The organism is Chryseobacterium sp. JV274 (genome assembly GCF_903969135.1).
GTDB lineage: Bacteria > Bacteroidota > Bacteroidia > Flavobacteriales > Weeksellaceae > Chryseobacterium.
This window is the reverse complement of record NZ_LR824569.1, coordinates 1,787,593-1,809,295: the sequence shown is the minus strand read 5'-3', so window position 1 is coordinate 1,809,295 and position 21,703 is coordinate 1,787,593. Positions and strand designations below refer to the sequence as shown.

Below are 21,703 nucleotides of genomic sequence, written 5' to 3'. Positions count from 1 at the left end.
ATTTTATTCTTCCGGTGAAAAGTTCAATTTTTTTAAAGAGTACAATGTTATATACACCAATAAAATTTAGAAATGTAGAGTTAAAAAACAGATGGGTAATGTCACCCATGTGTATGTATTCATGTGAAAACGGAGAAGCCAATGACTTCCATTTCGTACATTACGGAAGCAGATCACAAGGGGGTACAGGTCTGTTGATTGTAGAGGCTACGGGAGTAGAACCTAAAGGAAGAATTACCAATCACTGCATGGGAATCTGGAATGATGAGCAGGCAGAAAAATTACAAAGGATTGTGGAGTTTGTTCATAAAAACTCTGAAAGCAGAATAGGAATTCAGCTGGCTCATGCCGGAAGGAAAGGCTCAACATGGAATAACCTGCAGATTTCTATTGAAGAAGGCTGGGAAACCGTTGCACCAAGCCCTATTCCGTATCACCCGACGGAAAGAATTCCGCATACGCTCACTACAGATGAGGTAAAGGAGCAGGTTCAGAATTTTAAAAAAGCAGCAAGAAGAGCTGTAGAAGCTGGTTTTGACGTTATTGAAATTCATGGGGCACACGGATATCTGATCCATCAGTTCCTGTCACCGCTATCCAATATCAGAACAGACGAATATGGGGGAAGCTTTGAAAACAGAATCAGGTTTCTGATCGAAATTGTAGATGCTGTTAATGGAGAATTGAATGAAAATACAGCCCTTTTTGTAAGAATTTCGGGAACGGAGTATGCAGAGAATGGTTGGGATATTCAAAGCAGTGTGGAACTGGCAAAAATTTTGAAAGAACATGCTGTAGACCTTGTTGATGTATCCAGCGGCGGCAATATCCATGGCGCGAAAATTTCGGTTTTCGATGGCTATCAGGTTCCTTTTTCATCACAGGTGAGAAATGAAGCCGGTGTAAAGACAGGAGCAGTAGGATTGATTACCAAAATAGAGCAGGCTGAAGAAATCCTTCAGAAAGGTGATGCCGATCTTGTTTTTGTGGCAAGAGAAATTCTTAGAAATCCATATATTGCCGTTCAGGGGTCTTTTGAGATGAAAGAAGACTGCTTTTTTCCACATCAGTATACCAGAGCCAAAATCTCTTCTTAATTACAGAAATAGTTGACAAAACCACAGTAATGGATATCGAAGACTTTATGCTTACCTGCCCCAGCAAAAAATTCCTTGGAGTGGAATGCCTGGGATGCGGCGCCCAGAGAGCAATTGTATTGGTGTTTGAAGGAAAGTTTTCTGAAGCTTTTCACATGTATCCTGCCGTATATACCTTATTATTGTTTTTTTTTACCCTGGGCCTGAGTTTTATCGACAAAAAAAGAAAATACAGCAATATTTTAATGGGTATGGTAATCATTAACCTTATTATTATGGTAATTGGGTATGGATATAAACACTATTGATGTCACAAAAAAATGCTAAATGATTGATATTGAATAAAGTGATTGTTTTTGGTTTCCTGTGCATGTGGGATTATAAAGGATTTTGTAGAAAAATTTCAATTAAAAACAAGGTAATTTAGTTTAAAATTCTAAAATTGATTTTTAATTCAAAATTTGATAAATGTCGTAGAACTACTACAATTTATGAAACAGTGCCATAAAAACTTTTTAAATTAGAACATGAAGTCTATCTTTGTTATATAAATCCTATATCTGGGAACAGTTGTTAATGATTAAAATTTAAGAATATGGCAGGAAATTCAAGAGGAATCTTAAAATTCAATGGAGGAGAAGGTCAAAAGTTATTAAAGCTTAACTACAGCGTATCAAGATCTACAGACATATCAGGACGTGTAGCATCTGATCCGTCAAACGCATTGATTAAAGTAACTATTGAAGCAACAGAAAAATCTGATGTTTTAGAAAGTTTGCTGAACAGTAAATATAAACCTACAAGCGGAGAAATAAACTTCAATAAATCTCACGAAGAAGGAACATTGATTTCTTTGAAATGGGAAAACGGATATGTTATCCAGCATGAAGTAGACTTTGATGCAATAGACAGTAACAATATGCTGATCAGCTTTGTAGTAAGTGCTGAAAGCATTACATATGGAAACTCATCTTATGACGGACTTTGGCCAATGAGCTAGGTCTTTCATGAGTAAAAGATAAAAGACTGTCCTTAAATAAGACGGTCTTTTTTTACCTTAGACTATATTCAGTGGGAGCTTTTGTTTTTATTTTTAAATTCCCGTCCTGTTGAATAAACGGTTAGAAAATTAATCAAATCACTAAAAAATATGTCAAATACACCTGGAAAATCACAAGCGACGTCTTTTCGTCCTACGCAGAATGCAGATGGTATTTCCGAAAACCATCATACAGGTATCAACCGTTTGGTAAAACTTTCTCTTGTCATAGAAGGGAAGATTATCAAGTATTATAAGCATTTTAAGCTTAAACAAAGCACCAGAAGACACCACGAATTTACACTGACACTGGCACATGATACCCTGGGAGACAGACAGACCCATTCATTGGAAGAAGCCAATAAGTTCCTTGGAAAAAGACTTACAGCTGTTATTTCCTATAAAGATATAGACAACAGTCCTGAAAGAACCTTTGTAGGAGTGATTACCGGAGTAGGATTCAGCCAGGAACAAATGAGCCTAGGAAACATTGTGCTTACCGGATACAGTCCTACCATTCTCCTTGACGGAGCACCACATATCCAGAGTTTTGGAGGTACGCAGTCTGTAAATGTAGGAATCATTGCAGAAGAAGTGATTAAACAGGGAATTGACAAAAGCCGTTTTGATATCAGGGTAGATGCGAATAACTTTTCCCAAATCATCTACAGCAGCCAGTATGATGAAACCCATTACAACTATCTGGCAAGAATGGCTGAAGCTTATGGTGAACAGTTCTACTATGACGGTGAAGTCTTACACTTCGGAAAACTTCCTGCTCAGAACAAGCCCATAACCCTTACCTACGGAAGCAGTGCCAATGATATAAAAGTGGAATTGAAAGCAGTACATACCAAACCACAATTTTACGGTTACAACAGTAATAAAAATGAAAGACTGACTTCCGGTTCAACCCCGATCAAACATGTGAGTGATCTGGCAAAAACAGCATACAGTCATAACGAATCTATTTATAAAACCCCGGCTTTACAGATGGCTCCCATCAAAGCTACCACACATCTTGACGTTGAATACTCTCAGAAAAGTGCATCAGGAAGCGAAGCTGTCAACGTTTTTTCCGTTTCAGGAAATACAACAGTTCCTTTCCTGCATCCAGGATGTGTAGCAGATGTGCAGATGCGTAAACAGGATTCTAATGAAACTTCTTATTTCACCAGAATCATGATTACAGAAGCAGAACATGAAATTGACACAATAGGTCATTACAATGGAAGCTTCATAGGGATAGCAGCAGACACTGGCTTTCTTCCAAAACCGGAATATACCCTTCCAAAAGCTGAACCACAGACTGCAACGGTAATTTCTAATACAGATCCCGAAGGACAGGGAAGAATACAGGTGAGATTTGACTGGCAGACCAATGATACCACTCACTTTATCCGTATGATGAGCCCTGATGCAGGGGGAACAGACCAGATTACCCAAAACCGCGGATATGTAGCTATTCCGGAAGTGGGAGATCAGGTGATGGTTAATTTTGTTCACAGCCATCCGGACAGACCCTTCGTAATGGGAGGAATGTTCCATGGAGGAATCGCTTTAGGAGGTGGTGTAAACAATCATCTGAAATCTATCCAAACCAGAAGTGGAATCAGAATTTTAATGAATGATGAAGAAGGTAGTGTAACCATTCTGGATCCGAGTGGCAATACTTATTTCATGGACGGACAGGGCAATATCAGTATGAAAGCACCTAAAAACTTTACTTTAAATGCTGGTGACAATATCAATATCACAGCAGGAAAAGAAATTTCAATAGGAGCTGGAGCAAGTATTACCAGTACTGCAAATGACAATATTGTTTCTATAGCAGGAAAAGATATGAAACTTACGGCTTCAGGAGACATTACGGAAGCTTCCGATACCCGAACAGAAATGATTGAAAAAGAATTCAAGAGACAATCTGAAACATCCAATGAAATAGCAGGTGAAATTTCTATGTTCAGCGAACTGGAAAATATGACCATGCAGAGTGGAAAGATAGTAGAATTCAACAGCGCTGAAAAATCAAAACTTTTCTGATATGGCCATCATAAAAACAGCAACCAATCTGCGCATAACAGTAAAAGATTCCTATCACCTGAGTGTAGGAAAAAAGGTTGAAAAAATAGCAAAGAAAATCAATGTGGAAGCACACAGAGATAATCTGGTTTTAGCGAGTAACAAGAAGATTATGTCCCATGGTCATAAGTAAATATAACATACTGATTCTTTTTATAGTATGCTGTTTCTCATTAACGAATTGTCAGAATAAAAAAATGGAAGAAAAATACAGTTGGCTGGGAACCGTTTCTGCCCCACAGGAATATCCAATGGAAGTGTATGAAGGAGCTATTGTGGCTGATGATTTCACCTACAGTTTTGATGCGATCTGGGGAACACAGAATACAGGATGGGGAAAAGAAGGAGGAACGATGAACGTAACCACCGAAAGAATGAATGCTCCCCATGAGCTGGAGTTCACATGGTACTCGTTGGTAGAAAAAAAATTCTATACCGGAAAATGGAACCTGGACAAAGAAAAGATAAAAAGCCTTTTTGATGAAGGATTTGTAGATCAGGATACGAAAAAAAAATCTACATACAACTCATTTGTCGTAGGATTAGCTCCACAGGGCAGAGTGGTGATTTGGATGAAGGGTGCTGGTAACCAGAGAGAAATAGGTGCTTTCCAGGCTCACGATACTGTTATTACCAAAGAAAAAGCATATGATAATGCTCAGTATATGCTGAAAGAAGGTTTTGCAGACAGAATGCTGAAAGATCCTTCTTACAAGACATTCAAGCCAGAAATTCGTGAGAAAATTGAAAAAGAAGGATATCCTGCAGCGGACATCTATACAACCTACAGAGAAAAATACAACTGGAAACCTTCAGTAGTTCTTCCTGAAGGAGCAGTATGGATAGATTTTGGTTTTACCAATTATAACGGAGAACAGGAAAATCTTTTTGATCAGAGTTTGAAAGATAATACCTATAAAAGCAGAGCGGTACCAAGATTCTGTGGTTTTTACTGGAAAGATAAAAACAACAACAGGTATGCAGTATGGATAGACGCTTTTGATGATAAAGAAATATTTGATTTGTTTCAAAAATTAGGGAAGGATAAAAATATTGATCTTACCATTAAAGTAAACGAAGACAATACTAAAATTTTAGTGTTTCTGGAATCTGAAAAAGAAAAACTAGCTGTTACTAAAGCAAAAATAAGGGTATCCCGAAAGATAGAATCATAGCGTTCACTCAGTCAATTTAAAAACAAGAACTATGCACAACAATCAATTTGGAAGTTATACACCATCTGTATCCAAAGAGGAAGTACTGGATATTACCATTGGGATTTTTTTTGACGGAACCCTGAATAATAAAACCAATACAGACGAAAGAAAGAGAGAGACTGATGCCCATAAAAAACATGGTGGTAAATCTACAGACAATACCAGTTACAACAATGATTGGAGTAATGTAGCCCGTATGTGGGATAACTATGATAAAAACTTTGGAATCTATATAGAAGGCATCGGTACTCAGGATAAAGAAGGAGATGCTACGTTGGGATATGCTTTTGGAACAGGAGAAACCGGGATCAGATCGAAGGTAAGAAAAGGCTGCGAAGAAATTGTAAAAAAGGTAAAAACCATTAAAGCAGAAAAGAAAGCTGATAAAATTGCTGTGCTTACTTTTGATGTTTTCGGATTCAGCCGTGGAGCTGCTGCTGCCCGTAATTTTGTATACGAAATTGGAAAAGCAAAATATAAAGCCACCTCACGTACAGTTGCCAACGAAGCCGTTTCCGTTACTACTTATTCAGACGACGATGGAAAAGGGGTAGCTTCAGAAGAACTTCCAAAATGGGGACATTTAGGCCTTAAACTTGAAGAAGCAGGATTAAAAGTAGATGTTTTAAAAGTAAGATTCCTGGGAATTTACGATACCGTTTCTTCCTATTCAAAATACCTGTCACCAGTACCTAATTTCAGCAATGACGTTGAAGAACTGAGCCTGAATGATATCGGAAAAGCACAGACTGTAGTTCACTTTACTGCAGAAGATGAACACAGGGAAAATTTTGACCTTACGAGAGTACATATCGGAACTGAAAAAACATTCCCCGGGGTACACTGTGATGTAGGTGGAGCTTACGAAAACGGACAGGAAACGTGGGAAGAAGTTGAAACTTCATGGACTACCAGTACCAAATTAAAAGCATTAAAAACAGAGCTTGAAACAGAAGGATGGTATCATAAAGATGAGCTCACCATTACCCCCGGATTCTATTTATCACTAAGAGGAACACGCAAGCTGCTGAAGACATACAGCTACATTCCTTTGCATTTTATGGCGGAATATGGCATTGATAAAAATCTTCCTATAACCATAAAGAAACTGACAGACGATAAATATTCTATTTTGGATGATCAGTTTTTAATAGGAATAAAAGACCGTCTCAGAACTTACGTGATGGGAGATGGCAAGCCTTACTCTTTCAAACATTATAAAGCCCTGCGGGATGCCTATGGAGGAAACGAAATCCCGGAAAACCGTCAGACAGCTTATCAGAAAGAAGTAAAGGAACAGGATGATTTAAGAAAACTTCGCCATGAATATCTTCACTGGTCAGCAAGAAGAGAAGGTATTGGTATGGATCCAAGACCTAACAGAACAAGGGTTATTCATTTTTAATAAAATAAAAAATATAAAGAAAGAAATTGAAGCAGGAACATTTTTATGCAGAAATATAATATACATACCGTTCAGAAAGATGAAACTTTAAAAAGTATAGCCTCGCTGTACGGACTGGATAAAGATACATTAAAACTCTTCCACAATAATCATTGCGATGTTAAGGATATGATCCTGATCAACCTTAACGGGCAGAAAGAACTTTTTATTCCGAGAACGGCAGTTGCAGATAAAAACAATTTGGTGAAATTCGGAAGAGGAAATAATCTCGTTTTTCAGCCGGAAATTTCAGTACGGAAATACAGTGTTGTCATTACCATTGAAAAAGGAGATGATAAAAGCGAATTAAAATATGAAACCTCAGTTCGCTGGCTGAAAACAGAAAAAGGACACCACTTTTTTGAGATAGACAGAACATCTAATCTTTATCTCAATGAAGAAGAAGTCAATGAAATTGCAGATCTGCTGGCGTACAGAACCTCTGAGATTTTATATCCTTTACAGATCAGTACAGATGAACAGGGGAAATTTGAAGCAGTAGAAAATGCTGAGGTATTTATCAAAAGATGGCCGGCTGTAAAAGAAGAATTATATAAAGAATTTGAGGGCGAAACCGTAGACGAATACTGCGGAAAGATTGAAAAAGTAATCAGCCAGCCTGAAGCAATAGATCTTTACCTTAAAAATGATTATTTCATCCGGGCTTTGTTCTTTGGGATTTACCAACGTTTCGGAACGGATTATACGACAGAAATGACATCAACTTTTCCGGTAGTGGACAACGCTATTGAACCCAAATACAAAATTAAGCTGCAAACAGATCCGATAAAAGGAGAAACAGGTCTGATTACTGTAGAAGGATCAGGGAAATTATATGAAGAAAGAGACATTGATGATTTTATAAGAAGATCACCTTTTTCATTGATTATAGAAGACGAACCTGTGATGAATGAACAAGGAACTTTCAGACTCATAAGCTATATGAAAGGAGAAACTTCACTTCCGGAATCTCTTTACCTGGAATGCAGTATCATGCTGCAGGAAGAAAAAAAGATTTCAGTATCAGTTTCAGGAATTGATAAAAACTAAATTACCATTTCACTAAAGATAAAATTAATATGGCAGAAAAACATATTGTAGTACAGGGCGCCATGTGCAAATGCCAGTTCGGGCAGGCTCCGGACAAGCTGAAAGTACTTACACACCAAAAAGAATATGCCAATGATAAAAGCGCTTCCAAAAAACTCATCGTCACCACGAAAGAAATAGGAGCAGCTACATTTGAAAAAAACACATTCGGAAACTGTACCAAAATGGGAGTTCCGCCGCCACCTTGCAAGATCATGGTTACAGAATGGCAGAAGTTTTATGATAAAGTACAGCTCAGCAATGGCGGATATATAATTGTAGAAGACAGCAAAGCCGTATGTGCTATTGCCGGAACTCCATGCATTGAGATTATAGACCACGGGCAGAGAGCAGAAGCCAGCCAGCAGAACTTTAAAAATGCAGATAAAGACGTCCAGCAGCAAATCAATCCGTTGGTGGATTCCGAAGAAATGTATAACGAACAGCCTTCGGGAGGAGGTCAGGATGGTGCAATCTAAATGATACAAAAATGGCAAAAGGCGTAAAGAAAATAAAAGTTGTAAGTGGGCTTTATTACCCTAAAATGTCTGTATTAGGACAAAGGGTTACGATAAAGCCGGATCAGTGGGTGCAGTTTGGAGTGGGCGAATGGTTACCAGGCACTACAGATGCAGACAAAAAGAAACCTCTCACCTGGATGAGGCAGAACAACAGTAAAAAAATTATCATCAATCAGATAACCTCTGCTACCGGATATAAGTTTTTAATAGGAAAACAGTTCTGTGGAAGCTATCAGTTTTATATTGAAGCCAGTCTGTCAGGAGTGAGAGACCCAAAAAATGATACAGGAATATATGTAAAAGGCTGGTGTGATCCCAAAATTGTAAGCAGTAAATGGTCTACACAGAAAAACAGCAAGAGTATTAAAAACAACAAAAAGGCAGAGTATATTTCCTATGGACACATTGTTCACCTGAACCTGATGACAGAAGGGCTGAACGGAAATACACTCAGTATTGAGCTATGGAACCAGCAGTCTGCAAAAAAAGATAAACTGGTACACACCTACAACAATGTACAGGTAATAGATGGTGAGGTAAATGTGAAAATGGAGAATACTTTTGCATGGATGGCCTATGTAGACAACATTCAGAATGTGGAAGAATTCTACGTTAAAGTAAAAGATACTGCATCAAAACAATACATCAAAGACAAGCTGGGTGATGATCTTCATGCCATCTATCTGAATGTAAAGAATAAAATAGCCACTACCAATACCAACGGAGCTCAGAATCAGACACCAACCAAAGTCTATAAACCAGATGTAAACTCTGTAAGACTAGAGCCGTGCAAATTTGAAGTGATAAAGATTACTGAAAATGAAACAAAGGACGGTCAGGCCAGCAATACAACCGTTAAAGTCTTTGACAACGGGAATGGTGTCAAACTGATAAAATCTGCTGCATTACAGGAGCATATTCAAAGAACGATTTTTTATAAATTTGATTCCACAGTCATTGACAAAGACGGAGTCGCAATTCTGAATAATGTACTCAAATTCCTTCTGGAGCATAAAGATTCCACAATGAATCTCAGTGGCTATGCCTGCGTTATAGGAAAAGAAAATTATAACAGAGGACTTTCCCAAAGAAGAGCAGACGTTGTCAAAAAATTCTTTGCAGACGGAGGGTTAGATCCCAGAAGAATAATCTCAGTAGGAAAAGGAGAAGTAGATCCTACCGATGATAAAATGGGAAGAGATAATATTAAATATAAAAATGAGAAAGACTACGAAAACAACCGTAGAGTAGATATCTCATTTGTATTCAATGCCCATGATGCACAAACGGTAAACTATGAAGTGACAGCTCCCAGCGTGTCTACAAAGAAAAATCTGATCATTGATATTACAGGTTTTCAAACCAATGAATGTTTCAGAGACAGTAAAGGAAAACATAAAAAACAAGCTCTGATTGTAGACGTAGGGCAGGCAATAGATAAAGGAGATACGGTGAAAACATTTACTACTCCTTCATTTAGTTATGGTGTATATTCAAACCTGTCCAGAGTCAATGTTTATCCAATAGAATATATTTGGCCTTCAGCAACCAATCCGAATCAGTTTCATTTGCATGTTCATAGCTGTAGATATTTTAGTAACGAAAAAAGAACTACAGTACTGATCAAAGCTTATCCCGATATTAAATGGGAACTCGCTCTTGAGTTTTTGGTGAATGTTTCCAATTATAAAGCGGCCAATATGCCGCCTGGATCTGTTTATGCAAAACACCAGGAAAAATCCAGGCAGGCAGGATACAACAGAATGAGAATGAATGAAACCGGAAAAGTTCCGATTTCAATAGGAGTAGGACTATCTGCTGAATGGGATGCCGGGAGAGAAAAGAGAAGCTTTACTAATGAATTTGCAGATAAAATTAAACTGGTAGCAAGAATGATTGCCACTGCTGTAAATATTGTCCAAAATGCAATCAACTATGCTCAAAGTGCGGCAAAAGAAACAGCAATACCGGTAGGTTTCAATATGAGATATCCAAAATTTACAGTCGTAGGAAAATGGTATCTGGAAAGAGTAAACGAAAGAAATACACTCAGCGTAATTGGTGAAGTAGGCTTTGGCTTTAAACCCTTGATCGGAGCTGAAGTAGTCATAGATATTCTGGGAGCTGCTATTGCTGCAGCCTCTTATGGAGCTACAGGAAATCCAGCTGCCGCAAGAATTATTAATAAATTCCGTGGAGGATTAGAAAAACTAGGAGCTTCGGTAACCTTTACAGCAACGTTCTATGGTGAATTGGAAATAATGGTAGATGCCCTGAAAATTGACAGCATCAACGGGATCAATATGCAGGGGAAAACCACTATTGGAGGGAAAATGGGAGCCACCATTGAACTCAGTGTAAGTGTCGAAATCGGAACAGTTAAAGGAACCAAATCAAAACCGATTATGACTTTTAAAGCCGCTGCAAAAGCCGATTCTTACTTTGGAGGAGATATTGTACTGGATTCCGATTCTAAAGGATTATTCATACAGCCGATCCTGAAATTCTCAGGAGTAGTTCTTTCAGTAGAAATAGAAGGAGAAGTCGGCTGGTGGAAAAGTAATTTTAAAGTAGAAGAAAAAGCAATAAAAGAAGAAACTTTCTACCTGGAAAAAAAATATTTAACTTAAATTGACGTATGCATAATTTAAAAAAAACATTATATTCTGTATATCCGAGACTGTACTGCTCAGGCACCATCTATATAAATGATGTTCCTGTCATAGACTGGTACGGAGACGAAACAAAAGAAGGAGGATTCGGAGGTGATACTATGATCAATCAGGCATTGCTTCAGAGTGGGAAATATAAAGTGACCGGGAAAATGTATCCTCGTTTAGGAAAAAATATCTTGGATGAAGATGATATGATGTCCATCGATTTCTTCTGTGCAGAGCTTGATAACTGGAAGGCTTCACGATCTGCTTTTCATCCCAAAATAGAATCTCCATGGGACGGTCTGAGTGACAATATCAAATATCCTCATTTTGAAATCGCAGGTGAAATAGAAGTCGAGCTTCCTTTTGTACTGGATGGATGGCAAAATTCAGTAGATTTGAAAGACATCAAAGAAGAAGACCTTTTCAGTGATGTTTTTAAATATTATAAGCAGATCAGAACAGTACTTCAAAGCCATAATGCCGGAAAATATCTGGAAATGTCACAGGACAAAATGAAACTGCAGGAACAAGCTTTATATTATACAGAAGAAAGAAAGAAACGCTTTGTGGAAAGCGCAGGACAATTATTTTCTCAGAACCTGGAAGTGGAAGAACTTCATGAATCAGATCTGCAGCTTGAGATAATGGGATATGGAAAATTAGTAAGGCTGATGAGAAAAGACGGCTCACAACCATTGCAATTCAAAAGCCCCGATATTGAAAAACAAAGTAATATAGAAATGGAAGTGAAACTTCATATGAGAACAAAAGAAAAAGGGTTCAGTATTATTTAATCATTGAAAATGACTTTTTTAGGATATTTTACAGCAATTATTATCATATTTTCTCTGTATAAAGGATATAAAATCTTCACGAAATTTGCTGCGAACAGAGATCAGTCAGGAAAAAAAGAAGGTCTTTTGGAGAAAGCCTTCCTTCTTTTTATCATTTCAATCATTATTATTTCTGTTAATGCAATGACATTGGTACTTTCATACACCTTTTTCTGGGAAAAGGCTTACAGAAGCTTTGATGAGCCGCAATATGAAGCAACAGTAGTGGGATACAAAAAAGAAACTACAAAGTTTAAAAACTTTTCAACCTCTACCTACAGAGATAAGGTGATTTTCTTTCCGAAAGTAGAATATACAGGCGCCAATGGGGAAAAGGTAACAAAAACACTGGATATTACAAGTGATCATCCACCTGCTATGGGACAGAAACTAAAGATAACAGATAAAGCAGGGAAGGATAGTACAAATGCTCTTCAGCTGGATTGGGTGATGTTTGCTGCAGGTTGTATTTTTACAGGATTTGCTGCATTTTTTGCTTCATTAATTTCTACCTACACCACATCATATCCCATGAAAAAAAGAATAGCCCTGTCCTCCAGACTTGCATTATTGCTTATTTTCATTAATATTTCCTGTATAGTATTCATATATTTGAAATCATAAAGAATAGTTTAAAAACAAACATATAATAAAAAATAGCGAATTATAGTAATCATCAAAATATAAAATAGTATGAAAAAAGCGAGAGTTCTGATATTGATTTTTGTAGTATTGATCAATATCTGTTGTGGAAATAAATCATTTGACCTTTCATCAGTTTCATTAGGCGATGACGCAAAAAAATATGACTTTGAAAACAAAGATTTATTTATGAAAGATGCCGCAAAAGCAGACATCATTCAATACTATGCTGATGAAAACAAAGGAATAACGTATGGAAATATACCCTTAGATAATACGATGGGTACAAGAATTACAGTATACAAAGGAAAAGTAGGGGCTGTTGACACCAATGCTGCCGAAAAATACTCTTTGGAATTTGTAGAAAAAATAGTAAAAAAACATGGAAATCCTACAGCTTCTATCACGGATAAAGCAACTGTAGATATCAAACTTGTAAAACCTATTTTTGAAAAATTGAAAAAACTTTCTCCCGAAAAAGTTTCATGGGATCAAAATCAAAAAAATGCCTTTACTTATCCAACTTCTTTCTTCTGGGATGATGGAAAAAATTATTCCATACTAAGTATTTCCATTGAAGATGATGGGAAAATAAGAAATAAATACATTTCCGTGACCAAAGAAGCTTACCGTAATAATGCCGTGTTCGGGTTAAAATATCCCACGCCTCCGGCCTCTCCGTGGTATAAATACATGAACTAAATGAATCTGATGTAATTTAGGGAAAAGTAAAAATATCGGAATAACAGTCATGTATTTTTCCTGGATTTGAGAACAGAACAGATGGGAATAAAAAAAGAAAGGCCGTACATTGCATATATCATTTTAGGAATAATAGCCGTATGCTTTATTTATTTTATTCTATGGGTTATTTTCAAGGACAAAATGCCACTGCATGAATATGCTTATGAAATTGCAAATAATTATGACAGCTATGCCGAAAAAGCCATCATTCTTATTCCTTTATTATTTTTTATATTCATATTTATCATAGTAATGAAGCCTAATGCTGCAAAACGTTTTTTACGTCTGCAGTCCTCTCTTCCCACCTCAAAGATCCATTCCGTAGCCAAAGGAGTAGTAGAGATTGAAGGTAGCCTGATCATGAAAAATCCCTTATCTTCACCGGTGAAGAATGAAGAATGCATTGGATATTATTATACCATCGAAAATATTGGGCGAGACTCAGACGGTAAAGAAACATACAGCATCATTCACAGGGAAACCCAATGTAATATTTTTCAGATGAAAGATGATACAGGAATTATAGAAGTAGAACCTGAAGGAATAGAACTGGTTTTGTTGGGAGAAACCAATATAAGCAGCCACGGAGGCAAAAGATACAAAGAAACCCTTATAAAAGACGGGCAGAAAATGCTTTTGGTGGGATATGCCGATTCTAAAAACGGGACACCTTTCATTAGAAAAGACGACTATTATAAAGTTCTCGGGATTACTTCATCATCAGGAATCAGTGTTTGGAACAAATATCAGCCATTGCTGAGGTCATTTATGTTTACCTGTTCCATCATCCTTTTAATAATTATTTATATACTCATACAATAATGAATCAGACGGTCGCAATCATATTACTTATCCTGTTAGGAGTAGTTATTATCAGTTTTTTGATCAATCTGTATAACAAATTGGTCATGCTCAAATTTAATGTTGAAAAAGCTTACGGAAATATTGATGTGGTGCTGAAACAACGTGCAGATGAGATTCCCAATCTTGTCACCGTAGCCAAACACTTTATGAATTATGAGGAAAAGCTTCTGGCCCGCCTTACAGAGCTCAGAACTTTTTACAATAACAGTACGGATGCAGATAAAAGAACCGAAATTGCCAACGAAACCTCAAAAGCACTCTCTTCATTCTTTGCAGTTTCAGAGAACTATCCCGAGCTGAAATCTAATAATAACTTCCTGGAGCTGCAAAAAAGAGTTTCCGATCTGGAAAACAAAATAGCAGACAGAAGAGAATTTTTTAATGACAGTATTAACCTTTATAACATAGGAATCCATGAATTTCCCAATGTTATACTGGCGAAAATGTTAGGATATAAAGACAAGACTTTACTGGAGGTAACCAATGCCGAGAAACATTATGATGGGGTTCAGTTTTAACACCTTCTTCGGACTGGAGGACAGAATTACAGATTATCCTGAAGTTGTTATCTTCGGGGCGATGTTCGTACCTCTGCTATTATTTATCCCCGTTGCCCTGATAGGCTGGATGTTCAGAAAGCTTAAATTCAATATGTACATCATTCATGTGTTGATGTATACATTGCTTTTTACTTTTATATTTGGAGCGATCACCATATTTGTACTTTTCTTTATTACAGACAAAAATGGAGTGAAATTAGCATATTGCTGGCTTACCGTCTTTACCGGAATGTTTATTTTCAGTTTAATCAATGCCAATACCATTACTAAAATGTTTACCGATTGGTCTAAAATAATTAAAGACAAACAGAATCAGTAATTTTGGATTAAAATATCCCACACCTCCGGCTTCTCCGTGGTATAAGTATATGAATTAAAAATAAGCCTTTAAAAGGATGAAGAAATAAAAAAACAGATTCCGGATACTTGAATCCACTTTTTTCTGTTTTATTATTGAGAACTGCTTACTAACACTAACATTATGAAAGGATTGAAATATATAGTACTGTCAATGATCTGTTGGGGACTTGCTTCATGCGGCCATCAGAAAAATAAAGAAACTGAAGCTTTGGTTGAAACACAGGGAAGTACGCAGACAGAACCCTTTAATCTTGCCAAAATTACTGTAGGTCAGAATATTAATGAAATTTTAAAATCTGCCGGAGCAACAGCCAAAGAAGCCGTACGTAGCAGTGAAGTTACCCTCATCGGAAATGAAAAACTGGCTTTTTCATCAAAAGAACTATTACACTTCAACGGAATAGATCTGGAAGGAAAGTATAATAAAAATACCAATAAAGTAATTTTACACTTCGGAAAGGTTGATCAGGAAATAGGTCCTCTTGCCAATGAAAAAGAAGATGAATTGGGAATGTATCAGCTTGATATTTATACAGAGCAGGAAAAAACTGCACTTCTGGATAATCTGAACAAAACACTTCAGAAACCCAGCTTTGATACCATACGTGAAGGTTTTGAATCAAAAGTTAGAGATAATGAAATCATCCAGACGCATAACAAACTCAGACAGGAAGTGGCGATCTGGAGAAACAAAGATATACTCTATTACTACTGCGAAACCAAAATAGATAACAGACCGGACGAATACCGCTGCAATCTCTTTGTATTTAAAAATAAAGAATGGAAAGACCTTCTGAAAGGATCGGGATATCCGGATCTGGATAAAATCTCTCTATAACATTCGCTTAGTCAAATCAGCTTGCTGATCCTTCTTTGCTCTTTAAAAATAAAACATTAAAAAATAAAATCTCTGCGTTAAAAAATCCTGTCAATTAAAAAAATGTTGAGTTTTAAAAACATAAAATGCCAGTCTAAAAAGACCGGCATTTTTTATATTTAAATAAGTATTTGAATTATTTTACCAAAAACTGCATCGTAACCTGATCCAGTTTCAGAATATAAACTCCCTGACCAAGATTTATGGTTCTGATAGAATTTCCATTTCTGAAAGGTTGGTCAATCGTCTGAAGAACTTTCCCCTGTAGGGTATAAATCTCAGCTTTTCTTACCTTCTGAAGATCTCCTTTTACAAAAATCTCCTGGTTGGTAATAGGATTAGGAGAGATTTTAAAACTGTTAAAAGTTGTTTCTACAGCCGTATTTTGAGCCATTCTTGCACTTGATCCGGAATAGCATGTCCATGCAAGATCATCAATAGCCACTCTGTTACTTGTTGAATTATTAACCAGGCTTACCACTACATTCCCGGAAAGGTTGATATTGTTGATAGTAGTAGTTGTAGATGAAGTACTGTAAGGAACAGTTCCTACGGTTGTTCCGTTTACTTTTACATCAAAAGTTCCATTTGTTCCTGAGAATTTAAGCTGTGTAGTTACTGTTAAAGAACCAATACCGTTTGCTGAACTGCCGGAAGTTAAAGACCCGTTTCTTACTGTAATAGCTTTATTGTTAATAGTCTGATCAGTTCTTGCATCCGTTGCTGTCCATGAGATTCCTCCATTGCTCCATGTTCTGGTTGTATAGGTAGAATTGGCTGCAGGAATGGTTTCAAAAGTTTCATTGGCACAGTTGGTTCCTGGAGTAGTACCTCCTGAATTGGTAGTACCGGAAACCGTTGAGCTGTTTGATGACGAATTTCCTGCTGCATCCTTCGCTACAACATAGAAGCTGTAAGTAGTAGAAGGAGTCAGTCCTGAAATAGTCGTTGAGGTTGAGCTTACCGTAGTTTTCAGATTTCCATCCATATAAACGTTATAAGCTGTTACACCTACGTTATCTGTGGAGGCATTCCAGGCAAGAGAAATACTGCTGGAAGTTTTCCCTGAAACAGTAAGCCCTGTTGCTGTGGTTGGAGCCTGAGTATCACCTGAAGGCTGTTGAGAACCCCAGATAAGGTTTACATAATTCGGATTGTCAATAAATGGATTTCTGTTACCCTGGAAAGTATAAGATGCATTATTTCTTTTGATCTCAGCCTGGGAAACGGGATCCTGATTGTGCCAAGCCAGAAGAACATTCAGTTCCCATGTCTGCAGTCCCGGGAATGTAGAACTTCCTAACATGTTTCCTGAGGAAAAAGAAGAAAGTTTACTCTGATAACGGGTTACAAAATAGAAAATCATACGGGCCACATCTCCTTTAAACTCATCAATCGGCTCAAAAACTGTCCCCGAATATCCTGAAGAAGCTGACGTTCCAAGCTTTGAACCATTCTGTGAAGTAAAAGAAGCACTTCCTACCTTTCCGAAAGGATAATTACTTCTCATTCCGTTTACTTTTCCATCTGTAGCTCTGATGAAATTAACGTCAGAAACCATTGGTGAAGCTTCATTAAAGAGACTTTGAGGAACAATATGCTCTCTGTTATAGCAATTTCCTTCCGTAGAATATGTTCCACACTGGTTGGTCCCCGGAGTATACTTATAAGGATCTGTGCCTGAAGGTTTTTCAGAGTAAATATCAAGAATAGAACCGTCATTCTCATAATCCTTATCAATATCAGTGGTTTTATACGCAGTCCATAGTCCACTGTAACCTTTGTCCATATGTCCGTTGGTGATAATACTGCTTAATTCAGTTTTCAGTGCTGCGCCACTCAGTCCGTTGGCAGAATTGTAGTATCCTGCAGGAGCCTGAGCGTAGGTAAGTCCTGCAAATAGAGAAAATAAAATAACTTTTTTCATATAATATTAAGTTTAAGCAAGAATAACACATTTTTGTGAATAAAAAATTAAGTGAGCGTTAATTTTAAATGTACAGCATGTTAGTAATGATGAATTATAAGTTATAAATTATTTTTCTATTAATAAGTGATTGTCTTTTAGTTCAATAGGAGTGGGCTTTAGCCCGCTTATCAAAATCAATATTCATTTGGCTTCAGCCAAAACTTAAAACTTAATAATCCTACTCATAAAAATACACAAAAATTGATTTGTGAAAATCTGTTTTATCTATGGAAAAACGGAATAATTACTTATAAAAAAAGCCAGTACAAAAATACTGGCTTATATAATGGATGACTTAATTTTATTTTCTTTGTGGCGGATAATTTTTCATAATCTCAGCCATGATTTCAGGAATCTGTCTTTGTTTCGCCTTTGGAGAATCTACAGAAATTCCACTTCCGATACCCTGCCAAACCAATTTGTTGGTTTTTGAATCAATAAGGTCTACGATCAGTGCGCCTTCATTATAATTTGAAGTCCATGTTCTGCTCATTCCAACACCCCATCCGAATGGTCCACCCCATCCCCACATACCGTAAGGTGAAGAAGAATTGATATCTGTAACCTTTTTATGATTCGCTTTTACGTTGATAATCAGATCAGGATTTTCTCCGGATTGAAGCCCTTTGCTCTGAAGCTGTTTAGACAGTTCATTCAGGACTCTGTCTTTATCAATATCATTCAATTTTAGATCATCAATTCTTATTTTATACGTTTTGAAAGAATTGAAATTGGCGGTTTCAGCATAATCTGAACGTACCTGAAAAGGGCTACAAGAAGTTAAACCTAATGTAGCAGATGCCAACAAAATAAAAATATATTTTTTCATTTTATTTATTTTTTTTATCATTTTTAATGAATGTATCAGTCTTTTTATCGTACCCGTAAGGACAGTGTCTGCAGCCGCTTTTACAGCAATGACCTCTTTTCAGATGGAATTTTTCTGTAAAAACCTTGTACCCCTGTTCATTATAGTAGAAGTCTTCACCTTCTTTGATGTCATAATGGGCCATAAGTTAAATGCTAGTCAAAAAACTTTTTATATTTGTTACTATGATAATTGTATGCCAAAAGCCTTTAAAAAAATTAAAAATTAATGGCATTGCTTTCTTTCCCTTTATCTTCATTAGGAAACCCGAAGATAAGGAAAATAATGTATTGATCAATCACGAAAAAATCCATTTACGCCAACAATTGGAAATGCTCATTATTTTCTTCTATATTTTTTATGTCATTGAATACTATTACTGGTTTTTTAAGCTCAAAGACGGCTATCTGGCTTACAGAAGAATATCATTTGAAAGAGAAGCTTATGCCAATGAAAATAATTTTAATTATCTCAAAAAAAGAAAATTCTGGAACTTCCGGAAATATCTGTAGAATTATGAATTATTTTGAAAAAGTATTCACATCTCTACTTATTCAATAGAAGTGGGTTAATATCCTGAGCGTACACGAAGGAAGCCGTTTATCAAATAAATCAACAATTCATCCGGCTTTAGCTAAAACTTAGAAAAAAGATAGTATCAATACAATCATCTGTAAGAATCTGCATGATCTGTTGTGAAAAATAAGTAAACAGTACTTTATACAAAGAGAAAATCTCTACAACACTAAATCTTTTCCTACTTTTGCAAACAGTAAACCTTGAGTAGTAAAACTGAAATGCTATTACAACTTCCCACAGAACCTGTTTCCATTCAGGAAATTCCCATTCATAAAAACGTAAAACTTTTCATTAAAAGGGAAGACCAGATTCATCCGCTGATTTCAGGCAATAAATACTGGAAACTATTTTATAATGTGAACCACTATCTGGAAAAAAATCCGGATAAACCCTATATTATTACTTTTGGCGGAGCTTTTTCCAACCATATCGCCGCGGTTTCAGCAGTAGGGAATCTGGCGGGTATTCCAACATTGGGAATCATCAGAGGTGAAGAGCTGCAGCATAAGTGGCGTGATAACCCTACTTTACTTTTTGCCAAAAGAAATGGAATGAACCTGAAATTTGTCACCCGTGAAGAATACCGTCATAAAGAAAAACTGACAGAATTCCTTCATCAGGAGTTTCCCGATGCCCTGATAGTACCTGAAGGAGGTACCAATGAAGAGGCTGTGGAAGGGGTGAAAATGATGCTCAATGAACAAACAAAAGATTTTGACTATCTTTGCACCGCAGTTGGAACCGGAGGAACCATTGCAGGAATTTCAAAATTTAGTGAAGACAATCAGAAAGTTATAGGATTTAAAGTTGTAGATGATGCTTCACTGGAAAATAAAATTTTTGAATTAACTTTGAGACAGAATTTTAATCTAATAGATTCATGTTTTGGAGGTTATGGTAAAATAAATGATGGAAACATCCGTTTTATCAATGATTTCAAAGAGAAGTATGGTATTCCTTTAGAACCGATATATACAGGAAAAATGATGGAGAAAGTTTTTGAACTGATTGAAGATGATTATTTTCCTGAAAACAGCAGCATTTTGTGCTTTCACACTGGTGGTTTACAGGGGATTGAAGGAGCTAATCTGCTTTTAGAAAAACAGAACAGAAATTTAATTATATAAGTAAAATTGAAAAACATGAAAAGACTTTTCCTATCCATAAGCCTTTTAGTTTTATCAAAATTTTCTGCCCAGGCTTGGGCAACCGAAGATCAGTATATTCAGAAGTTTGCTAAATATGCCGTAGAAGAAATGGAAAAATATAAAATTCCGGCTTCTATTACCCTTGCCCAGGGATTATTGGAAACCGGGGGCGGGCAAAGCAGATTGGCACAGGAAGGTAAAAACCACTTCGGTATAAAATGTAAAGAAGACTGGACCGGTAGAACGATGAAACATACCGATGATGCACCCAATGAATGCTTCCGTGTATATGACGATCCAAGACAGTCTTATGAAGATCATTCTATATTTTTATCCACCAGAAAATATTACGCAAACCTTTTCAAATTGGATATGAGAGATTACAGAGCGTGGGCAACCGGTTTAAAAAAAGCGGGTTATGCTACCAATCCACGTTATGCTTCAATTCTTATTACCAAAATTGAAAAGTACAAGCTATATGAATTCGACAATACCAGTTCTAATGAGGTATTGTATGCCGTACTTAAAATGTATCCGAATCTGAAGGACGACAGAACTTTCATGGCACAGCTGGAACCCTCAAAAGCGGTTAAAAAAGCTAAAGACCCGGTTACTGTAGAAGTTCCTTATAAACAGACTTCTTACGCACAACAGCAAAAAAGAGTGGAAAGAATCAAAACGAAAGCTGAAATTCTTAATTCCATCCTTATCAAAAGCCATCCGAATGACGGCCTGAAATATATCGTAATTCCTGAAGATACTGATGTGAAATTCATCGCCAATAAATTCAAAGTCAGCGAAAGCAGACTGATCAAGTGGAATGAACTGGAAGGTGAAATCTTAAAGAAAAATGATATTGTTTTTCTGGAATCAAAAAATTCTACAGGAAATACAGCTACTTATAAAGCAGAATCCGGAGAAGATATGCATGATATCGCTCAGAAATTCGGAATCAAATTAAATAAATTGTATGCTAAAAACAGAATGGATGAAGGACAGCAACCATCTGCAGGACAGCTTATTTATTTAATAGACAAAAAACCAAGAAACTAATTTAATTTTTTGTTGAGCGTTTACCGTTGACAGTTACATGCCAACCAGCAACTGCCA

The 21,703-nt window shown here is 36.6% G+C and carries 23 protein-coding genes; 20 read left to right on the top strand and 3 right to left on the bottom strand.

What is annotated here, in order from left to right; genetic code table 11:
- Positions 1-44 precede the first annotated feature (44 nt).
- The 17 genes from namA (at position 45) to CHRYMOREF3P_RS08290 (ending at position 15,990) form a co-directional block, all read left to right on the top strand.
- Entirely contained in the window at positions 45-1,097 is a 1,053-nt protein-coding gene (gene namA, locus CHRYMOREF3P_RS08370) for an NADPH dehydrogenase NamA (RefSeq protein ID WP_180564373.1), read from the top strand.
- Between the two features lie 29 nt (positions 1,098-1,126).
- Positions 1,127-1,405 carry a DUF2752 domain-containing protein gene (locus CHRYMOREF3P_RS08365; RefSeq protein ID WP_077418159.1) on the top strand — a complete coding sequence of 93 codons (279 nt, stop codon included), beginning with the start codon at positions 1,127-1,129 and terminating at the stop codon, positions 1,403-1,405.
- A 287-nt stretch (positions 1,406-1,692) separates the two neighbouring features.
- Positions 1,693-2,097 carry a type VI secretion system tube protein TssD gene (gene tssD / locus CHRYMOREF3P_RS08360; RefSeq protein WP_077418161.1) on the top strand — a complete coding sequence of 135 codons (405 nt, stop codon included), beginning with the start codon at positions 1,693-1,695 and terminating at the stop codon, positions 2,095-2,097.
- A gap of 150 nt (positions 2,098-2,247) precedes the next feature.
- Positions 2,248-4,179 carry a type VI secretion system Vgr family protein gene (locus tag CHRYMOREF3P_RS08355; protein ID WP_180564372.1) on the top strand — a complete coding sequence of 644 codons (1,932 nt, stop codon included), beginning with the start codon at positions 2,248-2,250 and terminating at the stop codon, positions 4,177-4,179.
- A 1-nt stretch (position 4,180) separates the two neighbouring features.
- Positions 4,181-4,351, top strand: a complete 171-nt coding sequence (locus CHRYMOREF3P_RS08350; RefSeq protein ID WP_156106421.1) for a hypothetical protein — start codon at positions 4,181-4,183, stop codon at positions 4,349-4,351.
- A 64-nt stretch (positions 4,352-4,415) separates the two neighbouring features.
- Positions 4,416-5,393: a DUF2931 family protein gene (locus CHRYMOREF3P_RS08345; protein ID WP_232538988.1), complete on the top strand. Its 978-nt coding sequence runs from the start codon at positions 4,416-4,418 to the stop codon at positions 5,391-5,393.
- Positions 5,394-5,424: 31 nt separating this feature from the next.
- Positions 5,425-6,840: a T6SS phospholipase effector Tle1-like catalytic domain-containing protein gene (locus CHRYMOREF3P_RS08340; RefSeq protein ID WP_077418167.1), complete on the top strand. Its 1,416-nt coding sequence runs from the start codon at positions 5,425-5,427 to the stop codon at positions 6,838-6,840.
- 45 nt (positions 6,841-6,885) lie between these two features.
- Positions 6,886-7,929, top strand: coding sequence for a hypothetical protein (locus CHRYMOREF3P_RS08335; RefSeq protein ID WP_180564370.1), 1,044 nt, complete (start codon positions 6,886-6,888; stop codon positions 7,927-7,929).
- Between the two features lie 29 nt (positions 7,930-7,958).
- Positions 7,959-8,447, top strand: a complete 489-nt coding sequence (locus CHRYMOREF3P_RS08330; protein ID WP_077418171.1) for a DUF4280 domain-containing protein — start codon at positions 7,959-7,961, stop codon at positions 8,445-8,447.
- Positions 8,448-8,458: 11 nt separating this feature from the next.
- Positions 8,459-11,119 carry an OmpA family protein gene (locus CHRYMOREF3P_RS08325; RefSeq protein ID WP_180564369.1) on the top strand — a complete coding sequence of 887 codons (2,661 nt, stop codon included), beginning with the start codon at positions 8,459-8,461 and terminating at the stop codon, positions 11,117-11,119.
- A gap of 8 nt (positions 11,120-11,127) precedes the next feature.
- Positions 11,128-11,943, top strand: a complete 816-nt coding sequence (locus tag CHRYMOREF3P_RS08320) for a hypothetical protein (protein WP_232538986.1) — start codon at positions 11,128-11,130, stop codon at positions 11,941-11,943.
- A gap of 9 nt (positions 11,944-11,952) precedes the next feature.
- Positions 11,953-12,606 carry a hypothetical protein gene (locus tag CHRYMOREF3P_RS08315; protein WP_077418175.1) on the top strand — a complete coding sequence of 218 codons (654 nt, stop codon included), beginning with the start codon at positions 11,953-11,955 and terminating at the stop codon, positions 12,604-12,606.
- Between the two features lie 69 nt (positions 12,607-12,675).
- Positions 12,676-13,326, top strand: coding sequence for a hypothetical protein (locus tag CHRYMOREF3P_RS08310; protein ID WP_077418178.1), 651 nt, complete (start codon positions 12,676-12,678; stop codon positions 13,324-13,326).
- Between the two features lie 81 nt (positions 13,327-13,407).
- A complete protein-coding gene (locus tag CHRYMOREF3P_RS08305) occupies positions 13,408-14,190 on the top strand; it encodes a hypothetical protein (RefSeq protein ID WP_077418180.1) in 783 nt (260 codons plus the stop codon).
- Positions 14,191-14,276: 86 nt separating this feature from the next.
- The gene (locus tag CHRYMOREF3P_RS08300) at positions 14,277-14,750 is read left to right on the top strand and encodes a LemA family protein (RefSeq protein ID WP_228408882.1); all 474 of its coding nucleotides are present in this window, start codon (positions 14,277-14,279) and stop codon (positions 14,748-14,750) included.
- Positions 14,716-15,111, top strand: a complete 396-nt coding sequence (locus CHRYMOREF3P_RS08295) for a hypothetical protein (RefSeq protein ID WP_180564368.1) — start codon at positions 14,716-14,718, stop codon at positions 15,109-15,111. The genes CHRYMOREF3P_RS08300 and CHRYMOREF3P_RS08295 overlap by 35 nt, the downstream gene beginning before the upstream one ends.
- Positions 15,112-15,273: 162 nt before the next feature.
- The gene (locus CHRYMOREF3P_RS08290) at positions 15,274-15,990 is read left to right on the top strand and encodes a hypothetical protein (protein WP_180564367.1); all 717 of its coding nucleotides are present in this window, start codon (positions 15,274-15,276) and stop codon (positions 15,988-15,990) included.
- Between the two features lie 175 nt (positions 15,991-16,165).
- Here CHRYMOREF3P_RS08290 and CHRYMOREF3P_RS08285 read toward each other — a convergent pair whose 3' ends face one another.
- The 3 genes from CHRYMOREF3P_RS08285 to CHRYMOREF3P_RS08275 all read right to left on the bottom strand — a co-directional run bounded on the left by CHRYMOREF3P_RS08285 (position 16,166) and on the right by CHRYMOREF3P_RS08275 (position 19,011).
- Positions 16,166-17,956 carry an endonuclease gene (locus CHRYMOREF3P_RS08285; RefSeq protein WP_180564366.1) on the bottom strand — a complete coding sequence of 597 codons (1,791 nt, stop codon included), beginning with the start codon at positions 17,954-17,956 and terminating at the stop codon, positions 16,166-16,168.
- A gap of 343 nt (positions 17,957-18,299) precedes the next feature.
- A complete protein-coding gene (locus CHRYMOREF3P_RS08280; RefSeq protein WP_047387292.1) occupies positions 18,300-18,827 on the bottom strand; it encodes a DUF4136 domain-containing protein in 528 nt (175 codons plus the stop codon).
- Position 18,828: 1 nt separating this feature from the next.
- Positions 18,829-19,011, bottom strand: a complete 183-nt coding sequence (locus tag CHRYMOREF3P_RS08275) for a DUF5522 domain-containing protein (RefSeq protein WP_034745671.1) — start codon at positions 19,009-19,011, stop codon at positions 18,829-18,831.
- A 40-nt stretch (positions 19,012-19,051) separates the two neighbouring features.
- Here CHRYMOREF3P_RS08275 and CHRYMOREF3P_RS08270 point away from each other — a divergent pair, with 40 nt between their 5' ends.
- The 3 genes from CHRYMOREF3P_RS08270 (at position 19,052) to CHRYMOREF3P_RS08260 (ending at position 21,646) form a co-directional block, all read left to right on the top strand.
- Positions 19,052-19,378, top strand: a complete 327-nt coding sequence (locus CHRYMOREF3P_RS08270; protein ID WP_180564365.1) for a hypothetical protein — start codon at positions 19,052-19,054, stop codon at positions 19,376-19,378.
- A gap of 285 nt (positions 19,379-19,663) precedes the next feature.
- Complete coding sequence (locus CHRYMOREF3P_RS08265) at positions 19,664-20,572, top strand: 1-aminocyclopropane-1-carboxylate deaminase/D-cysteine desulfhydrase (protein WP_077418192.1); 909 nt, start codon at positions 19,664-19,666, stop codon at positions 20,570-20,572.
- 15 nt (positions 20,573-20,587) lie between these two features.
- Positions 20,588-21,646 (top strand): glucosaminidase domain-containing protein, encoded by a 1,059-nt coding sequence (locus CHRYMOREF3P_RS08260; RefSeq protein WP_180564364.1) that lies wholly within the window; start codon positions 20,588-20,590, stop codon positions 21,644-21,646.
- Positions 21,647-21,703: the final 57 nt, after the last annotated feature.